Source organism: Fulvimarina endophytica (assembly GCF_003403015.1).
Lineage (GTDB): Bacteria > Pseudomonadota > Alphaproteobacteria > Rhizobiales > Rhizobiaceae > Fulvimarina > Fulvimarina endophytica.
On record NZ_QURL01000001.1, the window covers coordinates 185,896 to 205,362 of the forward strand.

Below are 19,467 nucleotides of genomic sequence, written 5' to 3' on the forward strand. Positions count from 1 at the left end.
GCCGTCTTCCGGCGGTTTCGTTCACGGGCTCCTCGTTCTTGACACGGTCCACCGCGTGGCCGAAGAGCGTTTCCGACGACGGCGGCCTCTCCTTCCGCAGGTTTCGCCAGGCCGTCCGCCCCGTCGCGGACCGGCCGGCTCCGCGACGATCGAGGCCGACGACCCTTGTAACGACCAGCATGGGGGCTCAGGCCTGATCGATGCCCGACCTTCTTCTCGAACTGCGCTCCGAAGAAATTCCCGCCCGCATGCAGCGCAAGGCGGCCGGCGATCTCAGGAAGCTCGTCACCGACGCGCTCGTCGAGGCGGGCCTGACCTATGAGGGCGCGCGCGAATACTGGACCCCGCGCCGGCTGACCCTCGATATCCGCGGTGTCGACGCGGCCTCCAAGACCGTGTCCGAGGAGCGCAAGGGGCCGCGGGTCGACGCGCCCGAAAAGGCGATCCAGGGCTTCCTGCGCGGTGCGGGCCTCTCCTCCATCGACGAGGCGACCATCCAGTCCGATCCGAAGAAGGGCGACTTCTACGTCGCGGTTCTGAGCCGCCCGGGCCGGCCAGCCGAGGAGATCGTCGCCGAGGTGATGCCCGGCATCATCCGCGACTTCCCCTGGCCGAAGAGCATGCGCTGGGGCGCGCAATCGCGCGAGCCCGGCTCGATGCGCTGGGTTCGGCCGCTGCAATCGATCCTCTGCACCTTCGGCCCCGAGACTGAGGAGCCCGTGGTCGTCGATTTCGAGGTCGCCGGCATCCGATCGGGCAATACGACCGTCGGTCACCGCTTCCACGCACCCGATCCCTTCACCGTGCGCCGTTTCGACGATTATGTTGACAAGCTGGAGCGCGCCTATGTCGTGCTCGATGCCGAGCGGCGCAAGGACATCATCCGGCATGACGCGGAGAACCGCGCCTTCGCGCTCGGTCTCGAAGTGGTGCCGGACGAGGGACTCCTCGAAGAGGTCTCCGGCCTCGTGGAATGGCCTGTAGTGCTCGTCGGACGGTTCGAGGAGACGTTCCTCCAGATCCCGCCGGAAGTGATCCAGCTGACGATCAAGGTGAACCAGAAATGCTTCGTCACCCGTCCGCAGGGTGGTGACGGCCGCCTGTCGAACACCTTCATCCTCGTCTCCAACATCGAGGCCAGCGATGGCGGCGAGGAGATCGTGCGCGGCAATGGCAAGGTCGTGCGCGCCCGTCTTTCGGACGCGCTCTACTTCTGGGAGACCGACCAGGCCGACCTGCCGGATCTGGGTGACCTCGGCCGCTCGGCGGAGGTATTCGGGCTCGATCTCGCAAAGCCGCTCGACCAGCGCATGGCAAAGCTCGACGCCCTCGGCGTCACCTTCCACGCCAAGCTCGGCACTCAAGGAGAGCGCGTGAAGCGCATTGCGGATCTGGCCGAGACGATCGCCGGCGAGATCGCGGGCCAGGTGACCGCCGATGGCGTCGCGGCATCCTCGTCCGAAAGCCATTCGCAGGAATTGAAGCGCGCCGTGCGCCGTGCCGCGCTCCTCGCAAAGGCCGATCTTCCGACCGAAGCGGTGGGCGAGTTTCCCGAGCTTCAGGGCTTCATGGGCCGCTACTATGCGCAGATCCAGGGCGAGCATCCCTCCGTCCAGACGGCGATCGAGGAGCATTACAAGCCGCTCGGGCCGAGCGATCAGGTGCCTCGCGATCCGGTGGCGATCGCGGTCGCGCTCGCCGACAAGCTCGACATGCTGAACGGGTTCTGGGCGATCGACGAGAAGCCGACCGGCTCCAAGGACCCCTATGCCCTGCGTCGTGCCGCGCTCGGCGTCATCCGCATTCTGGTCGAGAACCGTTTGGTCGTCTCGCTCTCCAAACTGGTGACGGATGCCGACCTTCTTTCCTTCCTGCACGACAGGCTGAAGGTTCAGCTTCGCGATTCCGGCGCGCGGCACGACCTCGTCGACGCAGTGCTTTCGGGTGAGGGCGGACAGGCCAACGACGATGTCCTCGATGTCTCCAACCGGGTGGAGGCGCTCGGCCAGTTCCTGGGGACCGAGGATGGCCAGAACCTTCTCGCCGGCTATCGCCGGGCTGCGAACATCCTTTCGGCCGAGGAGAAGAAGGGCACGCGGATCGCGGAGAAGGTCGATACCGATCTTGTCGCAAGCCAGGGCGAGCACGAGGAGAAGGTTCTCGCCGGCGCCATCGACCGGGCCGAGATCGAAATGACCGATGCCCTGTCGCGCCGCGACTACGGGCAGGCGATGGCCGGGCTTTCCCATCTGCGGGCTCCGGTGGACGCGTTCTTCGACAAGGTTCTCGTCAACGCCGAGAACGAGGACGTGCGGGCCAATCGCCTCGCGCTTCTCGCCCGCATCCGTTCGGCCTGCGCGAGGGTTGCCGACTTCTCGCGCATCGCCGGCTGAGACGAACAGGCTAAGCCCCCGCCGCCCGGCTGCGTCCGGCGGCGGGTCCGCCTCCGGCGTTCACGGAACCCGATCCGGCCCCCGACCGCTTATTGCCGGACCATCCACATTCTCCCGACATAAATTCGAGCCTCCGCCTCGACGCCGCCGCGATTGCCGCGTTGGTGGGAGGCAGGCTGGTCTGTCGAATCCTGACGCACAGAGAGTGGTGCGCGGGGGTTACAGGTGTAGCGGCCAAGACACGAATTGAGCCCGACGTAAGAAATCGTTGAGGATCGTTTCCTAGACCTTTCCGCAAATTGCAGGCGTTAACCTCCGTTTAACCAAATCCGAGCGATGGTCCATCCGAACCAAGTTCGAGAGGTTTTGGTAACCGATGGCCAAGCATGTCGCGGTATTGATGGGCGGTTTGTCGTCCGAGCGGCCGGTGAGCCTCAATTCCGGCAAGGCCTGCGCCGATGCGCTCGAGGCCGAGGGTTACGAAGTCTCCCGGGTCGACGTCGACCGCCGGATCGCCGAAACCCTTGCCGAATTGAAGCCCGATGTCGCCTTCAACGCGCTCCACGGGCCGTTCGGCGAGGACGGGCGTATCCAGGGCATCCTCGAATACCTGCAGATTCCCTACACCCATTCCGGCGTCGCGGCATCGGCGCTCGCCATGAACAAGCTGCTCGCCAAGACGGTCGCGAAGTCCGCGGGCGTTCCGGTGGCCCGGGGCCGCGTCATGAAGAGGCAGGCGATCGCGGACGTCCATCCGATCGCGCCCCCTTACGTGATCAAGCCGGTCGCGGAAGGGTCGAGCTTCGGCGTGCTGATCGTTCGCGAGAACCAGTCCCATCCGCCCCAGTCCCTGTCCTCGCCCGAATGGACATTCGGCGACGATCTCCTCATCGAGGAGTTCGTTCACGGGCGTGAGCTGACCTGCGCGGTGATGGGCGACGTCGCCCTCGACGTGTGCGAGATCACCACCGAGGGACATGCCTTCTACGACTACGATTCCAAATATTCCGACGGCGGTTCGGTGCATATCGTGCCGGCCGAGATCCCGGCCGATGTCGCGCGCAAGATCCAGGAATGGGCACTTGCCGCCCATCGCGCCATTGGCTGCCGCGGCGTGACCCGCTCGGATTTTCGATATGACGACCGCTTCGGTCCGAAAGGCGAGATCGCCTGGCTCGAGATCAACACCCAGCCAGGCATGACCGCGGTCTCCCTCGTTCCCGATATCGCGAAGCAGTCCGGCCACAGCTTCGGCGATCTGGTCCGCTGGATGGTGGAGGACGCCTCGTGCGAGCGCTGACATCCTCTTCGAAGCCCTTCGTCGCCACGGTCCGCAGGATCGGCGCGCGCATCGAGCAGTTCGGCGTTCGCCTGGGCGAGCGGCGTCTGCCGCGCTTCGGCGTCGTCGCCGGTGGTCTGCTTGCCGGAACGCTCGCCTATGGCGCGGTTCTCGGCGGCCACTCCACCGCCGTCGTCGATGCGGTCGCGGTCCCGCTCGGCTTCTCGATCGAGACCATCGACGTGTCGGGCAATTCCGAGACCTCCGAGATCGACATTCTCCAGACTCTCTGGTCGACGGGCGCGCAGACCGTCGTCAGCCTCGATCCGCAATTTGCCCAGGACAGCCTCGAGGCGATGCCGTGGATCGAGCGGGCCTCGGTCTCGAAATACTATCCCGATCGCGTCGGCATCGAGCTCATCGAATACCGGCCCTATGCGGTCTGGCAGCGCGGCGAGACCTTCACGATCATCGATCGCGAGGGAACGGCGATCGTTCCCTTCACGCCGGGCCGTTTCGACGTTCTGCCCGTGGTCGTCGGCGAGGGCGCCGACACCGCGGCGGCACGAATTCTCGACGAGATGGAAGAGTTTCCCGAGCTTCGCGCAAGCGTGACCGCATACGTTCGGGTCGGGGACAGGCGCTGGGATCTCGTCCTCGAAAACGGCGTCACGATCCGTCTGCCGGAGGATGACCCGATCAGAGCGTTGGCAGAGGTCGCGCGTATGGATCACGAACAGAACTTGCTGGAACGCGACATTCTCTCAGTCGACCTGCGTGTCGCCGATCGTGTCGTCGTCAAGCTGACGCCCGAAGCCCTCGAGCGGCGCGATGCCGCGCTGAAGGAGCGCAAGGCCATCCTCAAGCGCCAGTCCAAAGGCTGACCGGATCCATGAATTTCCTGTTCCGCAACTCCACCGACATGCCGCGCATGAACCCCTTGTCTCCGCGCCGCGCACAGATCGTCTCCGTGCTGGATATCGGCTCGGAGAAGATGTCCTGCATGATCGCGCGGCTGCGGCCCCGCCCCGAGGGCGAGGTGCTGCGTGACCGCACCCACACCGTCGAGGTTCTGGGCGTCGGCCATCAGCGCTCGCGCGGCGTGAAGTCCGGCACCGTCACGAATATTGAGGAAGCCGCGATTGCGATCCGCGCGACGGTCGAGGCGGCGGAGGCTGCGGCAGGCCTGTCGGTCGGCTCGCTCATCGTTTCGCTGACCGCCGGCCGGTTGAAGAGCTATCGCGGCAGCGCGAGCCTCAATCCGGTGACCGCGATCACCCAGTCCGACGTCGCCTTCGTCGAATCCCAGGCGGCCCGCATCCGCTTCGAGCCGAACCGCCTCGCGCTCCACTCCGTGCCCTTCGATCTGTCGATCGACGGCGAGGGCGGCATCGAGAATCCGGTCGGCATGACCGCCGGTACCCTCAGCGCCGACATGCACGTGCTGACGGCCGAGGAGACGCCGCTCCGCAATCTCGAGGCGGCGCTCAACGAGGCCCATATCGAGGTCGAGGCTTTCGTCGCCACGCCTTATGCCAGCGCCCTTGCCACACTCGTCGAGGACGAGGCCGCGATGGGCTCGGCCGCGATCGACATGGGCTCGGGCACGACGACGATCGCGATCTTCCACAATGGTCGCTTCGTCTATGCCGACCAGGTCGCGATCGGCGGCAGCCACATCACGATGGATCTCGCCCGTGGTCTGTCGATCCATCCGGCCGATGCCGAGCGCCTGAAGGTGGTCAACGCCTCGACGCTCCCGCATCTGGCCCACGAGGACGAGACCATCACGGTGCCCTCCCTCGGCGAGGCCGGCAATGACGAGAGCGTGACGGTCTCGCGCGCAACGGTCTGCAAGATCGTCAAGCCGCGGGTCGAGGAGATCCTGGAGCTCGTCCGCGACCGGCTGAATGCGTCCAATCTCGGCCATGTCATCGGCAAGCGCGTGGTGCTGACCGGCGGCGCGAGCCAGCTGTCCGGTCTTCCCGACACGGCCCGCGCGATTCTCCAGCGCAATGTGCGCCTCGGGCGTCCGGTGGGGATTTCCGGCCTTGCGACCGCGCACAAGTCGCCCGCCTTCTCGGCCGCCGTTGGCCTCCTGATCTATCCGCAGGTCGTCCACCGCGAGACGGTCGCCACGAGTTCCATCGCCCAGCGCATGTTCGACCAGTCCACGCGGGCCGGTCGGTTCGGCACCTGGCTGCGGCGAAGCATCTGAACACCGCCGCTTCTTCGGTCCTCCGACGAAGCGGCATTCGAGAAACGGCGCGTGCCGCGCGTCGCCCGATAACGACAGCATCATCCGGCCGCGCGGCAGAACGGCAACGGAACCTGGAGAGAGGATCAAGGCCATGAGTATCACCCTCAACAAGCCCGACATCACCGAGCTGAAGCCCCGTATCACCGTCTTCGGTGTCGGTGGCGGCGGTTGCAACGCGGTCAACAACATGATCAGCGCCGGCCTTGAAGGCGTCGAATTCGTCATCGCCAACACCGACGCGCAGGCGCTGCGCTCCTCCAAGGCCGAGCGGGTCGTCCAGATGGGCGTCGCCGTCACCGAAGGCCTCGGTGCAGGCTCCCAGCCGGAAGTCGGCCGCGCGGCCGCCGAAGAATCGATCGACGAGATCTGCGACCACCTGCTCGGCTCGCACATGTGCTTCGTGACCGCCGGCATGGGCGGCGGCACGGGCACCGGTGCTGCCCCGGTAGTTGCCCGCGCCGCGCGCGAAAAGGGCATCCTCACCGTCGGCGTCGTCACCAAGCCGTTCCACTTCGAGGGCCAGCGCCGTCTGCGCATCGCGGACCAGGGCATCGAGGAACTGCAGAAGAACGTCGATACCCTCATCGTCATTCCGAACCAGAACCTGTTCCGAATCGCCAACGACAAGACGACCTTCGCGGACGCCTTCGGCATGGCCGACCAGGTGCTCTATTCGGGCGTCGCCTGCATCACCGACCTGATGGTCAAGGAAGGCCTCATCAATCTCGACTTCGCCGACGTTCGTTCGGTGATGCGCGAGATGGGCAAGGCGATGATGGGCACCGGCGAAGCGTCCGGCGAGGGCCGTGCGCTCGCAGCCGCCGAGGCCGCGATCGCCAACCCGCTCCTCGACGAAACCTCGATGAAGGGCGCGCGCGGGCTGCTGATCTCCATCACCGGCGGACGCGATCTCACCCTCTTCGAGGTCGACGAAGCGGCCACCCGCATCCGCGAGGAAGTCGACAGCGACGCCAACATCATCCTCGGCGCGACCTTCGACGAAGCGCTCGAAGGCATCATCCGGGTCTCGGTCGTCGCCACCGGCATCGACAAGGCACTCGAGGAGAAGACGATCACGCGTTCGGAGCCCGCTCCGCGCCCGGCGGCGGCCGCCCCCCAGGTGCCGCACAAGCCGCAGGCCCAGGCCCCGGTCGCCGAGCAGCGCCGTCCCGAGCCGATCATGAGCGCCCCTCAGGCCCCGCGTGCGGCAGCTCCCCAGGCGCGCCCGCAGCCGAAGATGGACGCCCTCGACATGGATGACGACTTCACGGCGGCTCTCGCCGCCGAGATCGAGCAGGTCGAGCCGACGGCGAGCCGTCCCGTCACGCCGAGCGTGCCCCCGCGCATGCCGAGGATCGAGGACTTCCCGCCGGTCGTGAAGAACGAGATCGAGACGCGGTCCGCCCAGGCCGAGCACGCCGGCGAGGACAGGGGGCCGATGGGTCTTCTGCGCCGCCTGACGACCGGCCTGTCGCGCCGCGAGGAGGTCGAGGAGATGGCACCGGCCGAGCAGCGCCGTGCGGAAGCTCCGCGTCCGGCTCCGGCCCACGTCCCGGCGCCGTCGCAGCAGCCCGCCGCCCGTCGCCAGGCGGCGGACTCGGCGGCCCGTCCGACGAACCAGCCGCGTGGTCTTGCGGAAGACGATCATCTGGAGATCCCGGCCTTCCTGCGCCGCCAGGCCAATTAACACTCCGTCTATAGCAGACATGACACAGGGCCCGCTGCCGCAAGCAGCGGGCCCGTTTTCGTTAAGCCATTGGAAACCAAGGATTTCTAAACTTGATCCAAGCCATCGCGGTAACACGAAGTAAAGAAGCGTGATTTGGATATTGCGATGCACCGATTTAGGTAATTCTTACATGAAATCGGGATTGGCGAGGTATGGGGGTGCCGCGCCGCAGGGTCCGAGATTTCCGAGGGGAAATCCGCCGAGCCGATCGTGACGCGTTCACGCAGCGTCCGAAGGCTGGCAGGAAAGGTTGCCGCAAGTGTTGATGTACCAGCAGACGATCGCCGCCCAAATCGCTTTCGACGGAATAGGCGTCCATAGCGGCAGGCCGGTCTCGCTCGTCCTCGTTCCGGCCGAGGCCGATACGGGTATCGTGTTTCGACGTCGTTTGGATGACGGTTCCGTGCGCGACATCGAGGCGGTCTCCGCCAATGCCCCCTTCGGCGATCTGTCCACGGTGATCGGCAGTGCCGACGGCGTCACCATCGCTACCATCGAACACCTGATGGCTGCCCTCTATGCGGCCGGGATCGACAACGCGATCGTCGAGATCGATTCGGGCGAAACGCCGATCATGGACGGTTGTGCCGCCCAGTTCATGGTCGCGATCGACGAGACGGGTCTCGTCAGCCAGCCGGTCAAGCGTCGTTACATTCGCGTTCTGAAGACCGTTTCCGTCGAGCACAACGGCGCTCGCGCCGAATACCGCCCGCACAACACCACCCGCTTCGAGATCGAGATCGATTTCGACTGCGCGGCGATCGGCCGTCAGACCTATGCCGGCGATCTCACCGCCGAGCGGTTCAAGGGCGAACTCTCCAAGGCGCGCACCTTCGGTTTCATGAAGGATGTCGAGCGCCTCTGGGCCGCGGGCTTCGCGCTCGGCTCCTCGCTCGAGAACTCCGTGGTGATCGATGTCGACGGCGGCATCGTCAATCCCGACGGCCTTCGCTATCCCGACGAGTTCGTGCGTCACAAGGCGCTCGATGCGATCGGTGATCAGGCACTCGCCGGCGCGCGCATCCTGGGATGCTATGCCTCCCATCGTGGTGGTCACCGGCTGAACGCGATGGCGCTGCGTGCGCTGCTCGAGGATCGGTCCGCCTACGAGATCGTCGAGCTCCCGGCTCGCCGGACGGATCCCGTCCGCCATGCTCCGCTCGTGGCGGTCGCAGCACCGGCCTACGGCCCGCAGATGCTTTGATCGCCGGGCCTGCTTGACGCGCCCTCGTTCGCCAGCCACAAGCGTCGCACAATGCGGGCGTGTCACAAAAACGCCGCTTCCCGCCTGCCATAAGCACGCCTTGGGTTCACCAAGTTTTCCCGGTGAACGGGACGCGATGCGAAGGGCCGGGAAGATCGAAAAGGGGACGATCGGGGGATCATGACGGTTTTCGATGCGACTTTCCGCAAGATATCGCTCGCCGTAGCGCTGGCAGCCAGTCCCATGATCGTGGCCGGATGCGCGTCCGGCGGCGGATCGGACGTGGACGTTCTGGCGCTTGCGGCGCAGACCGAGCCTCCCGAGGTTCTCTACAATCAGGGTCTCGCCAATCTCGACGGCGGTCGTCTCAGCGAGGCCGCCGCGAAGTTCCAGGCGATCGACCGCCAGCATCCCTATTCGGAATGGGCGCGCAAGGCGCTCGTGATGCGAGCCTTCACGAGCTATCGCGGCGGCGAATACGAGGAGGCGATCAACTCCTCCAAGCGTTATCTCTCGCTCTATCCGGGTACGGAAGAAGCGGCCTACGCCCAGTACATTATCGGCCTCTCCTACTGGCGCCAGATCCCCGACATCACCCGCGACCAGACCGATGCAGGACGCACCGCCCAGGCGATGCGCGCGGTGGTCGAGGAATATCCGAACTCCCCTTACGTCGAGGATGCCCGCTCGAAGCTGCGCATCGCGCGCGACCAGCTGGCCGGCAAGGAGCTGCAGGTCGGACGCTACTATCAGGAGCGAGGCGAATACGCGGCCGCGATCAACCGGTTCAAGAACGTCGTCGACGTCTATCCGGAGAGCCGGCAGGTCGAAGAGGCGCTGGCCCGTCTGACCGAAAGCTATCTGGCGATGGGGCTCGTGCAGGAAGCCCGCGCTTCGGCTTCGGTGCTCGGTCAGAACTATCCCGACTCCCAGTGGTATCAGGACACCTACGCGCTTCTTCAGAACGCGGGCTGACCCTTCGATCCCGCTCCGGGCTCTTCATGACTGATCGATGCGAACGACCCGCCCCTCCGGCGGGTCGTTTTGTTTGCGCAGGATAGGCAAGCGCCGACCAGTGGCCTATCTAGGCGAAGGGCCGTTCCCTCGGTCTCCAAACCAATCGCATCTCCTTCCGCGCTGACATCACCCGGACATGCTCGTTCATCTCGCCATCCGCGATATCGTCCTCATCGAACGCCTGGATCTGTCCCTGCGCGAGGGGCTGGCGGTCCTGACCGGCGAGACCGGCGCCGGCAAGTCCATCATGCTCGACGCCCTGTCGCTCGCCCTGGGTGGTCGGGGAGACGGCTCTCTCGTGCGCCAGGGCGAGGAGCGCGGCGAAGTGACGGCGGTCTTCGATGTTGCGTCCGCGCACCCTGCGCGCGAGCTTCTGACCGAGAACGGCTACGACAACGACGGCGACGTCATTCTGCGCCGCATCCAGAACGCGGACGGCCGCACGCGGGTCTTCATCAACGACAGGCCAGCGAGCGTCGCGCTCATGCGCGAACTCGGTGAAGCGCTGGTCGAGATCCATGGGCAGCATGCGGACCGGGCTCTGGTGGATGCGGACGCTCATCGCGCGCTTCTCGACGCGTTCGGCGGGTTGCAGCCCATGGTGACGGAGGTCGGCGAGGCCTACCGCGCATGGCGCAAGACGAAGACCGCGCTCGACCAACATCTGAAGAAGGTCGAGGAGGCGGCGCGCGAAGCCGATTACCTGCGTTCGAGCGTGGAGGAACTCTCCGAGCTTTCTCCCGTCGAGGGCGAAGAGGAGGAACTGGCGGAAACGCGGGCCATCATGATGCGGTCCGAGAAAATCGCGACCGACGTCAATGATGCGAATGACGAACTTTCCGGCTCGTCCTCGCCGATGCCGGGTCTCGTCAATCTTCTGAAGCGCCTCGACCGCAAGCGGGACGAGGTGCCGGGTCTTCTCGACGAGGTGATCGAGAGGCTCGCGACCGGCGTCGATGCGATTTCCGATGCACAGATGGCGCTGGAAAAGGCGTTGCGGACGCTGGAATTCGATCCGAAGGCGCTGGAGGCGGCCGAAGAGCGGCTGTTTGCCCTGCGCGCCGCCAGCCGCAAGTTTTCCGTCGCGGTCGACGAACTGCCCGATCTTGCGGCAAAGATGGTCGCCGATCTCGCCGATCTCGATGCCGGCGAAGAGCGTGTCCGTCAGTTGGAGGCCGAGGTCGGCGAGCGCCGCCGCGTCTATGACGGGCTTGCCGCAACCCTTTCGGCCCGCCGGCACGAGACCGCCGCGACGCTGACCGATGCCGTGATGTCGGAACTGCCGGATCTCAAGCTCGAGCGGGCCGAGTTCATCGTCTCGATCGTCAGCAGCGGCGAGGCGGATCTCGGCTCGGCGGCCGGTATCGACGAGGTGGAATTCCACGTGCGCACCAATCCCGGCACGCGCGCCGGACCCATGATGCGGGTCGCATCCGGCGGCGAGCTGTCCCGGTTCCTGCTCGCCCTGAAGGTGGCGCTCGCCGATCGCGGCTCTGCGCCGACCCTGGTCTTCGACGAGATCGATACCGGCGTCGGCGGGGCGGTGGCCGACGCCATCGGCCGCAGGCTCGCGCGTCTTGCCAACGGCGTTCAGGTTCTGGCGGTGACCCATGCGCCGCAGGTCGCAGCACGAGCGGCCACCCATCTCCTGATCTCGAAGGCCGGCAATGCCGCCGAGGATCGGGTAGCGACGCGCGTCGTGGAGATCGACGGGGAGACCCGCAATGAAGAGATCGCGCGCATGCTCGCGGGCGAGACCGTGACCAAGGAGGCGAGGGCGGCCGCAGCGCGCCTCATCGGTCTCGAAACACCATGACGGACCGGCGAAAGCCGGTGGTCGTCGTCGGCGCCGGCCCGGTCGGTCTCGTTCTCGCCGCCGAACTGAGCCGCCGGGGCTTGCCGGTGCGGATCGTCGATGGTGCCCGGGGACCGGAGGACAGGGCTGCGGCGGAACACCTCCTTCTGCTGCCGCCGACCCTCGCGATCCTTAAGCCTTCGGGTCTCATCGAGAGGCTGATTGCCGAGGGGCAGACAATCGGGGCCGTGGCAATCGATAGGGATGGCCGGCGAGCCGGCACCCTGTCACTCAGCCATATGTGCGCGGCCTTTCCCTTCGCATTGTCCATCGACCGGGCGCGCGCCGAACGCGTCTTGATCGCCAGTCTCGAAGGGCGAGGCATCACCGTCGAATGGAACACCCGCCTCGTCGAACTCGGCGAGACCCATCGTCCGACCGCGATCCTCTCGACCGGCGAGCATGTGGACTCCGACGCGGTCGTCGGATGCGATGGCGGGGATTCGACGGTTCGCGATATCCTCGGACTGCCGTGGGTGGAGACGGGCCCCGCGATCGAATACGCGATGGCCGATGTCGAAATGCCTGCCGGCGCGAATGCGGAAGCCCTGACGCTCTCGCTTCGGAAATCCGGCGCGGCGCAATGGCTGGTTGAGACCGGACAGGGCCGCGCTCGCCTGATTGCGATCGCCAACGCGCATGACGAGCCCGCCTATGACATCGATGGTCTCGGGTCGCCTCTCGATGTCTCGTATTGTTCCTGCACTCCCCGGCATGCGGAACGGCTCGCACGGGGGCGCATCTTTTTTGCGGGAGGTGCCGGCCACGTCCATTCGCCGTTCGGTTTCGATGCGATCGGCTGCGGTATCGCCGACGCGGCCTGGCTCGCCTTCCTTCTCAAGACGGGCCGGGCGAGCGAATACGAGATGCAGCGGCTTCCGGCTATCAAGAGGGTTCAGAAGCGCAACAGGATGCTGGTGAGCCGGATTACGGGGCCGTCTTCCGCGATCGGGGTGCTCTTGCGCCTCGGCCTTCCGATGGCGGGTGCCGTTCCGGCGATCGGCAAACCTTTGCTTACCCGCCTGATCGGGACCGGCGAGCCCCAGCCGGAATGGCTGCGCGACGGCGCCTGATCTCGAAGCGCGGATGGGCCATAAAGAGCCTCGTCCGAATCGATGGTTCGGATGGCGGAACCGAAGGCGAGGACCGCTCTTTCGCAACCGACGACACTGGATGGGAACGGGACATGGTGGACAAACCGGTCGAAGATCTCGACGAGGCCGAGGCACGGGCCGAACTCGAACGTCTGGCAGGCGTGATTGCCCAGCATGATGCGGCCTATTACCAGAACGATGCGCCCACCGTCACCGATGCGGACTACGACGCGCTGCGCCGCCGAAATCTCGCGATCGAGGCGCGCTTCCCCAATCTCGTTCGCGAAGACTCGCCATCCGGCCGCGTCGGCGCCGCGCCCTCGACGACCTTCGCGAAAGTGCGCCACTCGGTGCCCATGCTCTCTCTCGACAACGCCTTCACCGAAGAGGACGTCGCGGATTTCGCAAGACGGGTGAGGCGGATGCTGAAGCTTTCCGAGAGCGACCGGCTCGGCATCACCGCAGAGCCGAAGATCGATGGACTGTCGCTCTCGCTTCGATACGAGAAGGGCAAGCTGAAAACGGCAGCGACGCGGGGCGACGGCACCGAGGGCGAGGATGTGACCGCGAATGCGAGGATGGTGGACGACATCCCCGTGACGATCGAGGACGCGCCGGACGTCTTCGAGGTGCGCGGCGAGGTCTACATGGCCCATGCCGATTTCGCCGCCCTGAACGCGCGACAGGAGGAGGCCGGCAAGCCGCGCTTCGCCAATCCACGCAATGCCGCGGCCGGCTCGCTTCGCCAGAAGGATGCGAGCGTCACCAAGTCCCGACCCTTGCGCTTCTTCGCCTATGCCTGGGGCGAGGCGAGCGAACTGCCGGGCAGGACGCAGACGGAGGTGGTGGAGGCCATCGGGCGCTTCGGGTTCCAGATCAATCCGCTGATGCAGCGCTTCGAGACGATCGACGGTCTGATAGAGCATTATCGCCAAATCGAGGAGAACCGGGCCGGCCTCGGCTACGATATCGACGGCGTCGTCTACAAGGTCGACGATCTCGAACTCCAGGCCGAACTCGGCTTCGTCTCGCGCTTTCCGCGCTGGGCCATCGCCCACAAGTTCGCCGCCGAACGGGCGACGACGGTGCTCCAGGGCATTGATGTCACGACCGGGCGCACGGGCGCGCTCAATCCCATCGCGCGGCTCGAACCCGTCACCGTCGGCGGCGTCGTCGTCTCGAACGCGACCCTTCACAACGAGGACTATATCGCCGGGATCGATGCGGACGGAGAGACCATACGTCCAAGCGGGCTCGATATCCGCATCGGGGATACGGTCGTCGTCCAACGCGCGGGGGATGTGATCCCGCAGATCGTCGATGTGGTCGCGGAGAAGCGGCCGGAGGGCGCGAAGCCGTTCGATTTTCCGACCCACTGCCCCGTCTGCGGCTCGAACGCGGTTCGCGAGATGAACCCGCGAACCCAGCGTCCGGACTCGAAGCGCCACTGCACGGCGGGACTGACCTGCCCGGCTCAGGGTCGCGAGGGCCTGAAACATCTCGTCTCGCGTCAGGCCTTCGATATCGACGGCCTCGGCGATACGCTCGTGGAAGCGCTTTTCGACGCCGGCCTCCTGCGCCAGCCTGCCGATATCTTCACGCTCGACTTCGAGGCGACGAAGAGTCTTCTCGAAGAGCGCGCGCTCGCGGCGCGCCGCGAGCGTGAAGCGGCGGAGGACGAGGCCGCGCGGGCGGAAGGGCGAGAGGTGAAGGAGCGAAAGGAGGAGCGCGCCTACGACTACACGAAGAGCACGCAGAACCTCTTCGCCGGGATCGATGCCCGCCGAAGCGTTCCCTTGGAGCGGTTCATCTTCGGCCTCGGCATCCCGAATGTCGGCGAGACCACCGCCAAGGCGCTCGCACGGCATTTCGACGATGTCGAAGGCCTGATCGAGGGAGTGGATGCGGCAGCGAAGGGCATGCCGGGCGATGCGTGGCTGGAGCTCTCGCAGTTGAAGGGTATCGGGGAGAAGAGCTTCGAGCAGTTGCTGAGCCTCGGCGAGGACAAGCTCGCCGATGAGACATACGATCCGACGCGGGACCCTCAGGCGGGACTGAACGTGACCCGCCGCAAGAGCCTGAAGGACCGGTTCGGCGAGCCGGCTGCGATCCGTGACGCGATCCGCGCTGGCAAAGAGGCCGCACCGAAGCCGGCCTATCTTGAGCTGACGGCCGATGGCGATATCGGCACGGTCGCGACACAGTCGCTCGTCAACTTCTTTGCCGAACAGCACAATCGCGAGGCGGTGAGCGCGCTTCTCGGCGCCGGCGTCTCGACCTTCAACGAACGCAGGGCGAAGGGGCCGGATGTGGACTCGCCCGTCGCAGGTCTGACCATCGTCTTCACCGGCTCCCTGGAGAAGATGACGCGAGAGGAGGCCCAGGAAATGGCGGAGGCTCTCGGCGCGAAGACCTCGGGCTCCGTATCCAGGAAAACCGATCTCGTGGTCGCGGGACCGGGCGCAGGCTCGAAGCTCAAAAAGGCGGCCGAACTCGGCATCGAGGTGATCGACGAGGCCGGCTGGTTCGCGCGGATCGGCCGTGATCTGCCCGCCTGATCGCTCGCCACGTTTCGTCTATCGCCCGCCGTCCGGATGGACCGATCGATTTCTCTCGAACGACATTCGCCGGGGCGGAGAACCGCACCCGGCGAAAGACATCAGATTTGAACCTGGCGGTTACCGGCAGAGCTGACGCGGACCGTGATAGGGCTGGAACGTTCCGCTCCGAGCGTCGAAAGAGCGGTAGCGGGCTGCGCAATAGCGGTACCACTCGCCGGTCCATGGCTGGATGCCGCCACCATAGGCGCCATAGGTACGAGCCGCCGGGCGAACCCGGTAGACGGGCCGAGGCTGGACGTAGCGCGGCTCCACATAGCGCGGCTGGCTGGCGATGGCGGCGCCGAGCCCGAGGCCCACGATCCCGCCGATGACGGCGGCCGCTGCGGCATTGCCGCGGTCGCGGCGATGGCCACGATAGTAGCGACGCTCCCCGCGATAACCGCGTCCATCGTAATAACGGCGTCCGCCGTAATAGTGCCGGCCTCCGCGATAGTACGGATCAGCCTTGGCGCTGGTGACGCCGATGCCCGGCACGGAGACGCCGGCGGGAAGGGTCGCTGGTGCGAGGGAAAAGGCGAGCGTGAGGGCGAGCGCCTTGATGCTGAGGGATTTGAAGAAGGACATGGGGGACATCCTTGTCGAGGGGAAAACCAGAGTTAATGCTTCGCTACCTGAACGGCCGGTGAACATTCACTGTCATATGTCGGTCTTATCGTCAGATGAGGAGGGGCGGGGTCCCGTCAAGGTTCGCGAACAAGCCGACCGCTGCTCCTCGCCCCCCGTTCTCGCGCCCTTGCGCAAAGGTGCTGGACGGATCGAACGATCACCCAATGTTGTTCACGCGGGGTCCCGTTGCGGGCCGACCGGACGAACGACGAAAGGGCATGATTCATGCGGCTGATCAGATATGGCGAAAAAGGGTCCGAGAAACCGGGCATCGTGGACGATGAGCACGTTCTTCGTGACCTTTCGGGCGAGATCGACGATATCGCCGGCGAGGTTTTGTCCCGCCGCGGACTGGAGCGGCTGGCCGCGATCGATCCGAAGAGCCTGCCCAAGATCGATCCGTCCCATCGCCTCGGCTGTCCGGTCGGGCGCGTCGGCCATTTCATCGCGATCGGCCAGAACTACGCCGAACATGCGAGCGAACTCGGCAACGACTTGCCGTCCGAACCCCTCGTCTTCTCCAAGGCGCCGTCCTCCATCTCCGGTCCGCACGACGATATTCCGATCCCGCCCGGCTCGACGAAGCTCGATTGGGAGGTGGAACTTGCGATCGTGATCGGGGAGCGTGCCTTCGCGATCGAGGAAAGCGAGGCCATGGATCATATCGCCGGCTTCTGCCTCTGCAACGACGTGTCCGAACGCGCCTTCCAGAAGGAGCGGGGCGGCCAGTTCATCAAGGGCAAGAGCGCGCCGGGCTTCGGCCCCCTCGGGCCATGGCTGGTGACGCCGGACCGTGTCGGCGACCCCCAAGCCCTGGATCTCTGGCTGAACGTCAATGGCGAGACCTGCCAGCGCGGCTCGACCAGCGACATGATCTTCTCGGTCAAGCATATCGTCGCCTATCTCTCGGACTTCATGCAGCTGGAGCCGGGCGACATCATCACCACGGGAACGCCGTCCGGCGTCGGAGCCGGCATGAAGCCGCCGAAGTTCCTGAAGGACGGGGACATCGTCACTCTCGGGATCGAGGGGCTCGGCGAGCAACGCCAGGTCGTGACGACCTACAGGAAGAATTGAGGCGAGCAGCACCCGCGAGGACGGGCGCCGGACCGCGCCGTCACCGGGCGGAGGCATGACCAACATGCCTCCGCAGAGGAACGATCCGGCATGCGGTCCTTCGGCCAAAACTCGGCTTCGCGCGCTGGACATGCGCCGGCTCTCTCCTATCCCTTCTTTCTAGATTCGACCTGCGGCGCCGCGGCAATCGCCGACGGCCCGACGAGACCAACAGCGAGCGGAACCATCGTCCATGTCAGACGCAAGACCGTCCGAAGCCAAGAAGAAGTCCGGCAAGAAGGCTGGAGCGATGAAGCCGCTGTCGGGCATCGACCCGGTCGCGCTCTCTCAAAATCGCGTGGTCATCGAGGCCGTCGAACCGATGATCGATGGTGGCCGCTTCGCGGTCAAACGCACCGAGAACGAGGATCTCGTGATCTCGGCGGACATCTTCTGCGACGGGCACGAGAAGATCGCGGCCGCCGTCGTCTACGGCGAAACCGGAGCCGATCGCTGGTCGGAGGAGCCGCTCGTCTTCGTCGACAACGATCGCTGGCAGGCTACGATCCGCTTCGCGCGTCCCGGCCCCTATCGATATTCGATCATCGCCTGGCGGGACGTCTATGCCACCTGGCGCGACGAGGCGAAGAAGAAGCTCGATGCCGGCAAGCTTACCGATCTCGAACTCACCGAGGGACGCGAACTCGTCGATGCGGCGCAGGAAGCCGATCGTGGCGGTTCGAAGGAGAAGAAGGCGCTCGCAAAGGTCTCCGAACGCCTGAAGAAGGCGGCCGAGCAGAAGGATGCGACCGCACAGTATTCGCTGCTGACGAGCGAGGAAACCATTGCGCTGCTCGATGTTGCGGGACACCGGACGAACCTCTCGCGTTTCGAGGTGGACGTGCCGGTCTGGGTCGACCGGACGGCGGCGGCCTTCTCTGCCTGGTACGAACTGTTCCCGCGTTCCCAGTCCGGCGATACGCAGCGCCACGGCACCTTCGACGATGTCATCCAGCGTCTGCCCGATATCCAGGAAATGGGCTTCGACGTCCTCTATTTTCCGCCGATCCATCCGATCGGAAAGACCAATCGGAAGGGCAAGAACAACACGCTGACGCCGGACGAGGGCGATCCGGGAAGTCCCTATGCCATCGGCTCGAAAGACGGTGGGCACAAGGCGCTGCACCCCGAACTCGGCGATTTCGACGACTTCGCACGGCTGATCGAGACCGCCGGCTCGCACGGGCTCGAGATCGCGATCGACTTCGCGATCCAGTGTTCGCCGGATCATCCGTGGATCAAGGAGCATCCCGAATGGTTCGACTGGCGGCCGGACGGCACCATCAAGTTCGCCGAGAACCCGCCGAAGAAATACGAGGACATCGTCAACGTTCACTTCTATCGCGGCGCCCTGCCGTCGCTCTGGTATGAACTGCGCGACACCTTCCTGTTCTGGCTCGACAAGGGCGTGCGCATCTTCCGTGTCGACAATCCCCACACCAAGGCGTTTCCGTTCTGGGAGTGGGTGATCGCGGAGGTGCGCAAGGTCGATCCGGGCGCGATCTTCCTCGCCGAGGCCTTCACCCGGCCGAAGGTGATGAAGCGGCTCGCCAAGGTCGGCTACAACCAGTCCTATTCCTACTTCACCTGGCGCAACGAGAAGGCGGAACTTGCCGAATATCTCACCGAGCTGACGACCGAGGAGTGCGCCGAATTCATGCGGCCGAACTTCTTCGTCAACACCCCCGATATCAACCCGGTCTATCTGCAGACGAGCGGCCGGCCGGGCTTCCGCACGCGGCTCGCGCTCGCCGCCACGCTCGGCGGCAATTACGGCGTCTATTCGGGCTTCGAACTCTGCGAATTCCTGCCGGTGCCGGGCAAGGAAGAATATCTGAACTCCGAGAAGTACGAGATCCGTGCCTTCGACTGGAAGGCGGACGGAAACATTCGCGAGGACATCGCCTTCTTCAACCGTCTTCGCAGGCGCGAGGCGGCGCTTCAGGACTTCCGCAGCCTCGCCTTCTTCAACTTCTGGAACGATCAGGTTCTCTATTACGGCAAGCGGACCGCCGACCGGTCGTCCTATCTCCTCTTCATGGTCAATCTCGATCCGCGGCACGCGCAAGGCGGTCACTTCGAGGTGCCGCTCTGGGAGTTCGGATTGGGCGACGACGCCTCGATCGAGGCCGAGAACCTCGTGAGCGGGCAGGCCATGACCTGGCACGGCAAAGTCCAGCATTGGTGGCTCGATCCGCAGCAATGTCCCTATGCGGTGTTCAAGCTGACCTTGCCGGCCACCTGAACGCTCGCCCTTGCGACCCCGAAAGCCAGAACGCTCAAGAACGCCCGA

Annotated in this window: 13 protein-coding genes; 12 read left to right on the forward strand and 1 reads right to left on the reverse strand. The window is 65.5% G+C overall.

Annotated features, from left to right (window positions below; all coding sequences use genetic code 11):
* Positions 1 to 200 precede the first annotated feature (200 nt).
* From glyS to ligA, 10 genes are all read left to right on the forward strand, one after another.
* Positions 201 to 2,393: a glycine--tRNA ligase subunit beta gene (glyS, locus tag DYI37_RS00720; protein ID WP_116681280.1), complete on the forward strand. Its 2,193-nt coding sequence runs from the start codon at positions 201 to 203 to the stop codon at positions 2,391 to 2,393.
* A 376-nt stretch (positions 2,394 to 2,769) separates the two neighbouring features.
* Positions 2,770 to 3,693: a D-alanine--D-alanine ligase gene (locus DYI37_RS00725; protein ID WP_116681281.1), complete on the forward strand. Its 924-nt coding sequence runs from the start codon at positions 2,770 to 2,772 to the stop codon at positions 3,691 to 3,693.
* The gene (locus DYI37_RS00730; RefSeq protein ID WP_116681282.1) at positions 3,681 to 4,556 is read left to right on the forward strand and encodes a cell division protein FtsQ/DivIB; all 876 of its coding nucleotides are present in this window, start codon (positions 3,681 to 3,683) and stop codon (positions 4,554 to 4,556) included. The genes DYI37_RS00725 and DYI37_RS00730 overlap by 13 nt, the downstream gene beginning before the upstream one ends.
* An 8-nt stretch (positions 4,557 to 4,564) precedes the next feature.
* On the forward strand, positions 4,565 to 5,890 hold the full coding sequence (ftsA, locus tag DYI37_RS00735; RefSeq protein WP_116681283.1) for a cell division protein FtsA: 1,326 nt from the start codon (positions 4,565 to 4,567) through the stop codon (positions 5,888 to 5,890).
* A gap of 133 nt (positions 5,891 to 6,023) precedes the next feature.
* A complete protein-coding gene (ftsZ, locus tag DYI37_RS00740) occupies positions 6,024 to 7,619 on the forward strand; it encodes a cell division protein FtsZ (RefSeq protein ID WP_116681284.1) in 1,596 nt (531 codons plus the stop codon).
* A gap of 307 nt (positions 7,620 to 7,926) precedes the next feature.
* Positions 7,927 to 8,865, forward strand: a complete 939-nt coding sequence (gene lpxC, locus DYI37_RS00745; protein WP_116681285.1) for a UDP-3-O-acyl-N-acetylglucosamine deacetylase — start codon at positions 7,927 to 7,929, stop codon at positions 8,863 to 8,865.
* A gap of 180 nt (positions 8,866 to 9,045) precedes the next feature.
* Positions 9,046 to 9,840 (forward strand): outer membrane protein assembly factor BamD, encoded by a 795-nt coding sequence (locus DYI37_RS00750; protein WP_116681286.1) that lies wholly within the window; start codon positions 9,046 to 9,048, stop codon positions 9,838 to 9,840.
* A gap of 178 nt (positions 9,841 to 10,018) precedes the next feature.
* Entirely contained in the window at positions 10,019 to 11,698 is a 1,680-nt protein-coding gene (gene recN, locus DYI37_RS00755) for a DNA repair protein RecN (RefSeq protein WP_116681287.1), read from the forward strand.
* Entirely contained in the window at positions 11,695 to 12,810 is a 1,116-nt protein-coding gene (locus DYI37_RS00760; protein ID WP_116681288.1) for an FAD-dependent oxidoreductase, read from the forward strand. Before recN ends, DYI37_RS00760 begins: the two co-directional genes overlap by 4 nt.
* A gap of 113 nt (positions 12,811 to 12,923) precedes the next feature.
* A complete protein-coding gene (ligA, locus tag DYI37_RS00765; protein ID WP_116681777.1) occupies positions 12,924 to 15,389 on the forward strand; it encodes an NAD-dependent DNA ligase LigA in 2,466 nt (821 codons plus the stop codon).
* Between the two features lie 120 nt (positions 15,390 to 15,509).
* On the opposite strand, the gene DYI37_RS00770 is transcribed toward ligA, so the two are convergent.
* Positions 15,510 to 16,016, reverse strand: coding sequence for a BA14K family protein (locus DYI37_RS00770; RefSeq protein ID WP_116681289.1), 507 nt, complete (start codon positions 16,014 to 16,016; stop codon positions 15,510 to 15,512).
* A gap of 267 nt (positions 16,017 to 16,283) precedes the next feature.
* Between DYI37_RS00770 and DYI37_RS00775 the strand changes: the two genes are divergently transcribed.
* Together DYI37_RS00775 and DYI37_RS00780 are read left to right on the forward strand one after the other, a co-directional pair.
* Positions 16,284 to 17,135 (forward strand): fumarylacetoacetate hydrolase family protein, encoded by an 852-nt coding sequence (locus DYI37_RS00775; RefSeq protein WP_116681290.1) that lies wholly within the window; start codon positions 16,284 to 16,286, stop codon positions 17,133 to 17,135.
* A gap of 232 nt (positions 17,136 to 17,367) precedes the next feature.
* Entirely contained in the window at positions 17,368 to 19,419 is a 2,052-nt protein-coding gene (locus DYI37_RS00780; protein WP_116681291.1) for an alpha-1,4-glucan--maltose-1-phosphate maltosyltransferase, read from the forward strand.
* Positions 19,420 to 19,467: the final 48 nt, after the last annotated feature.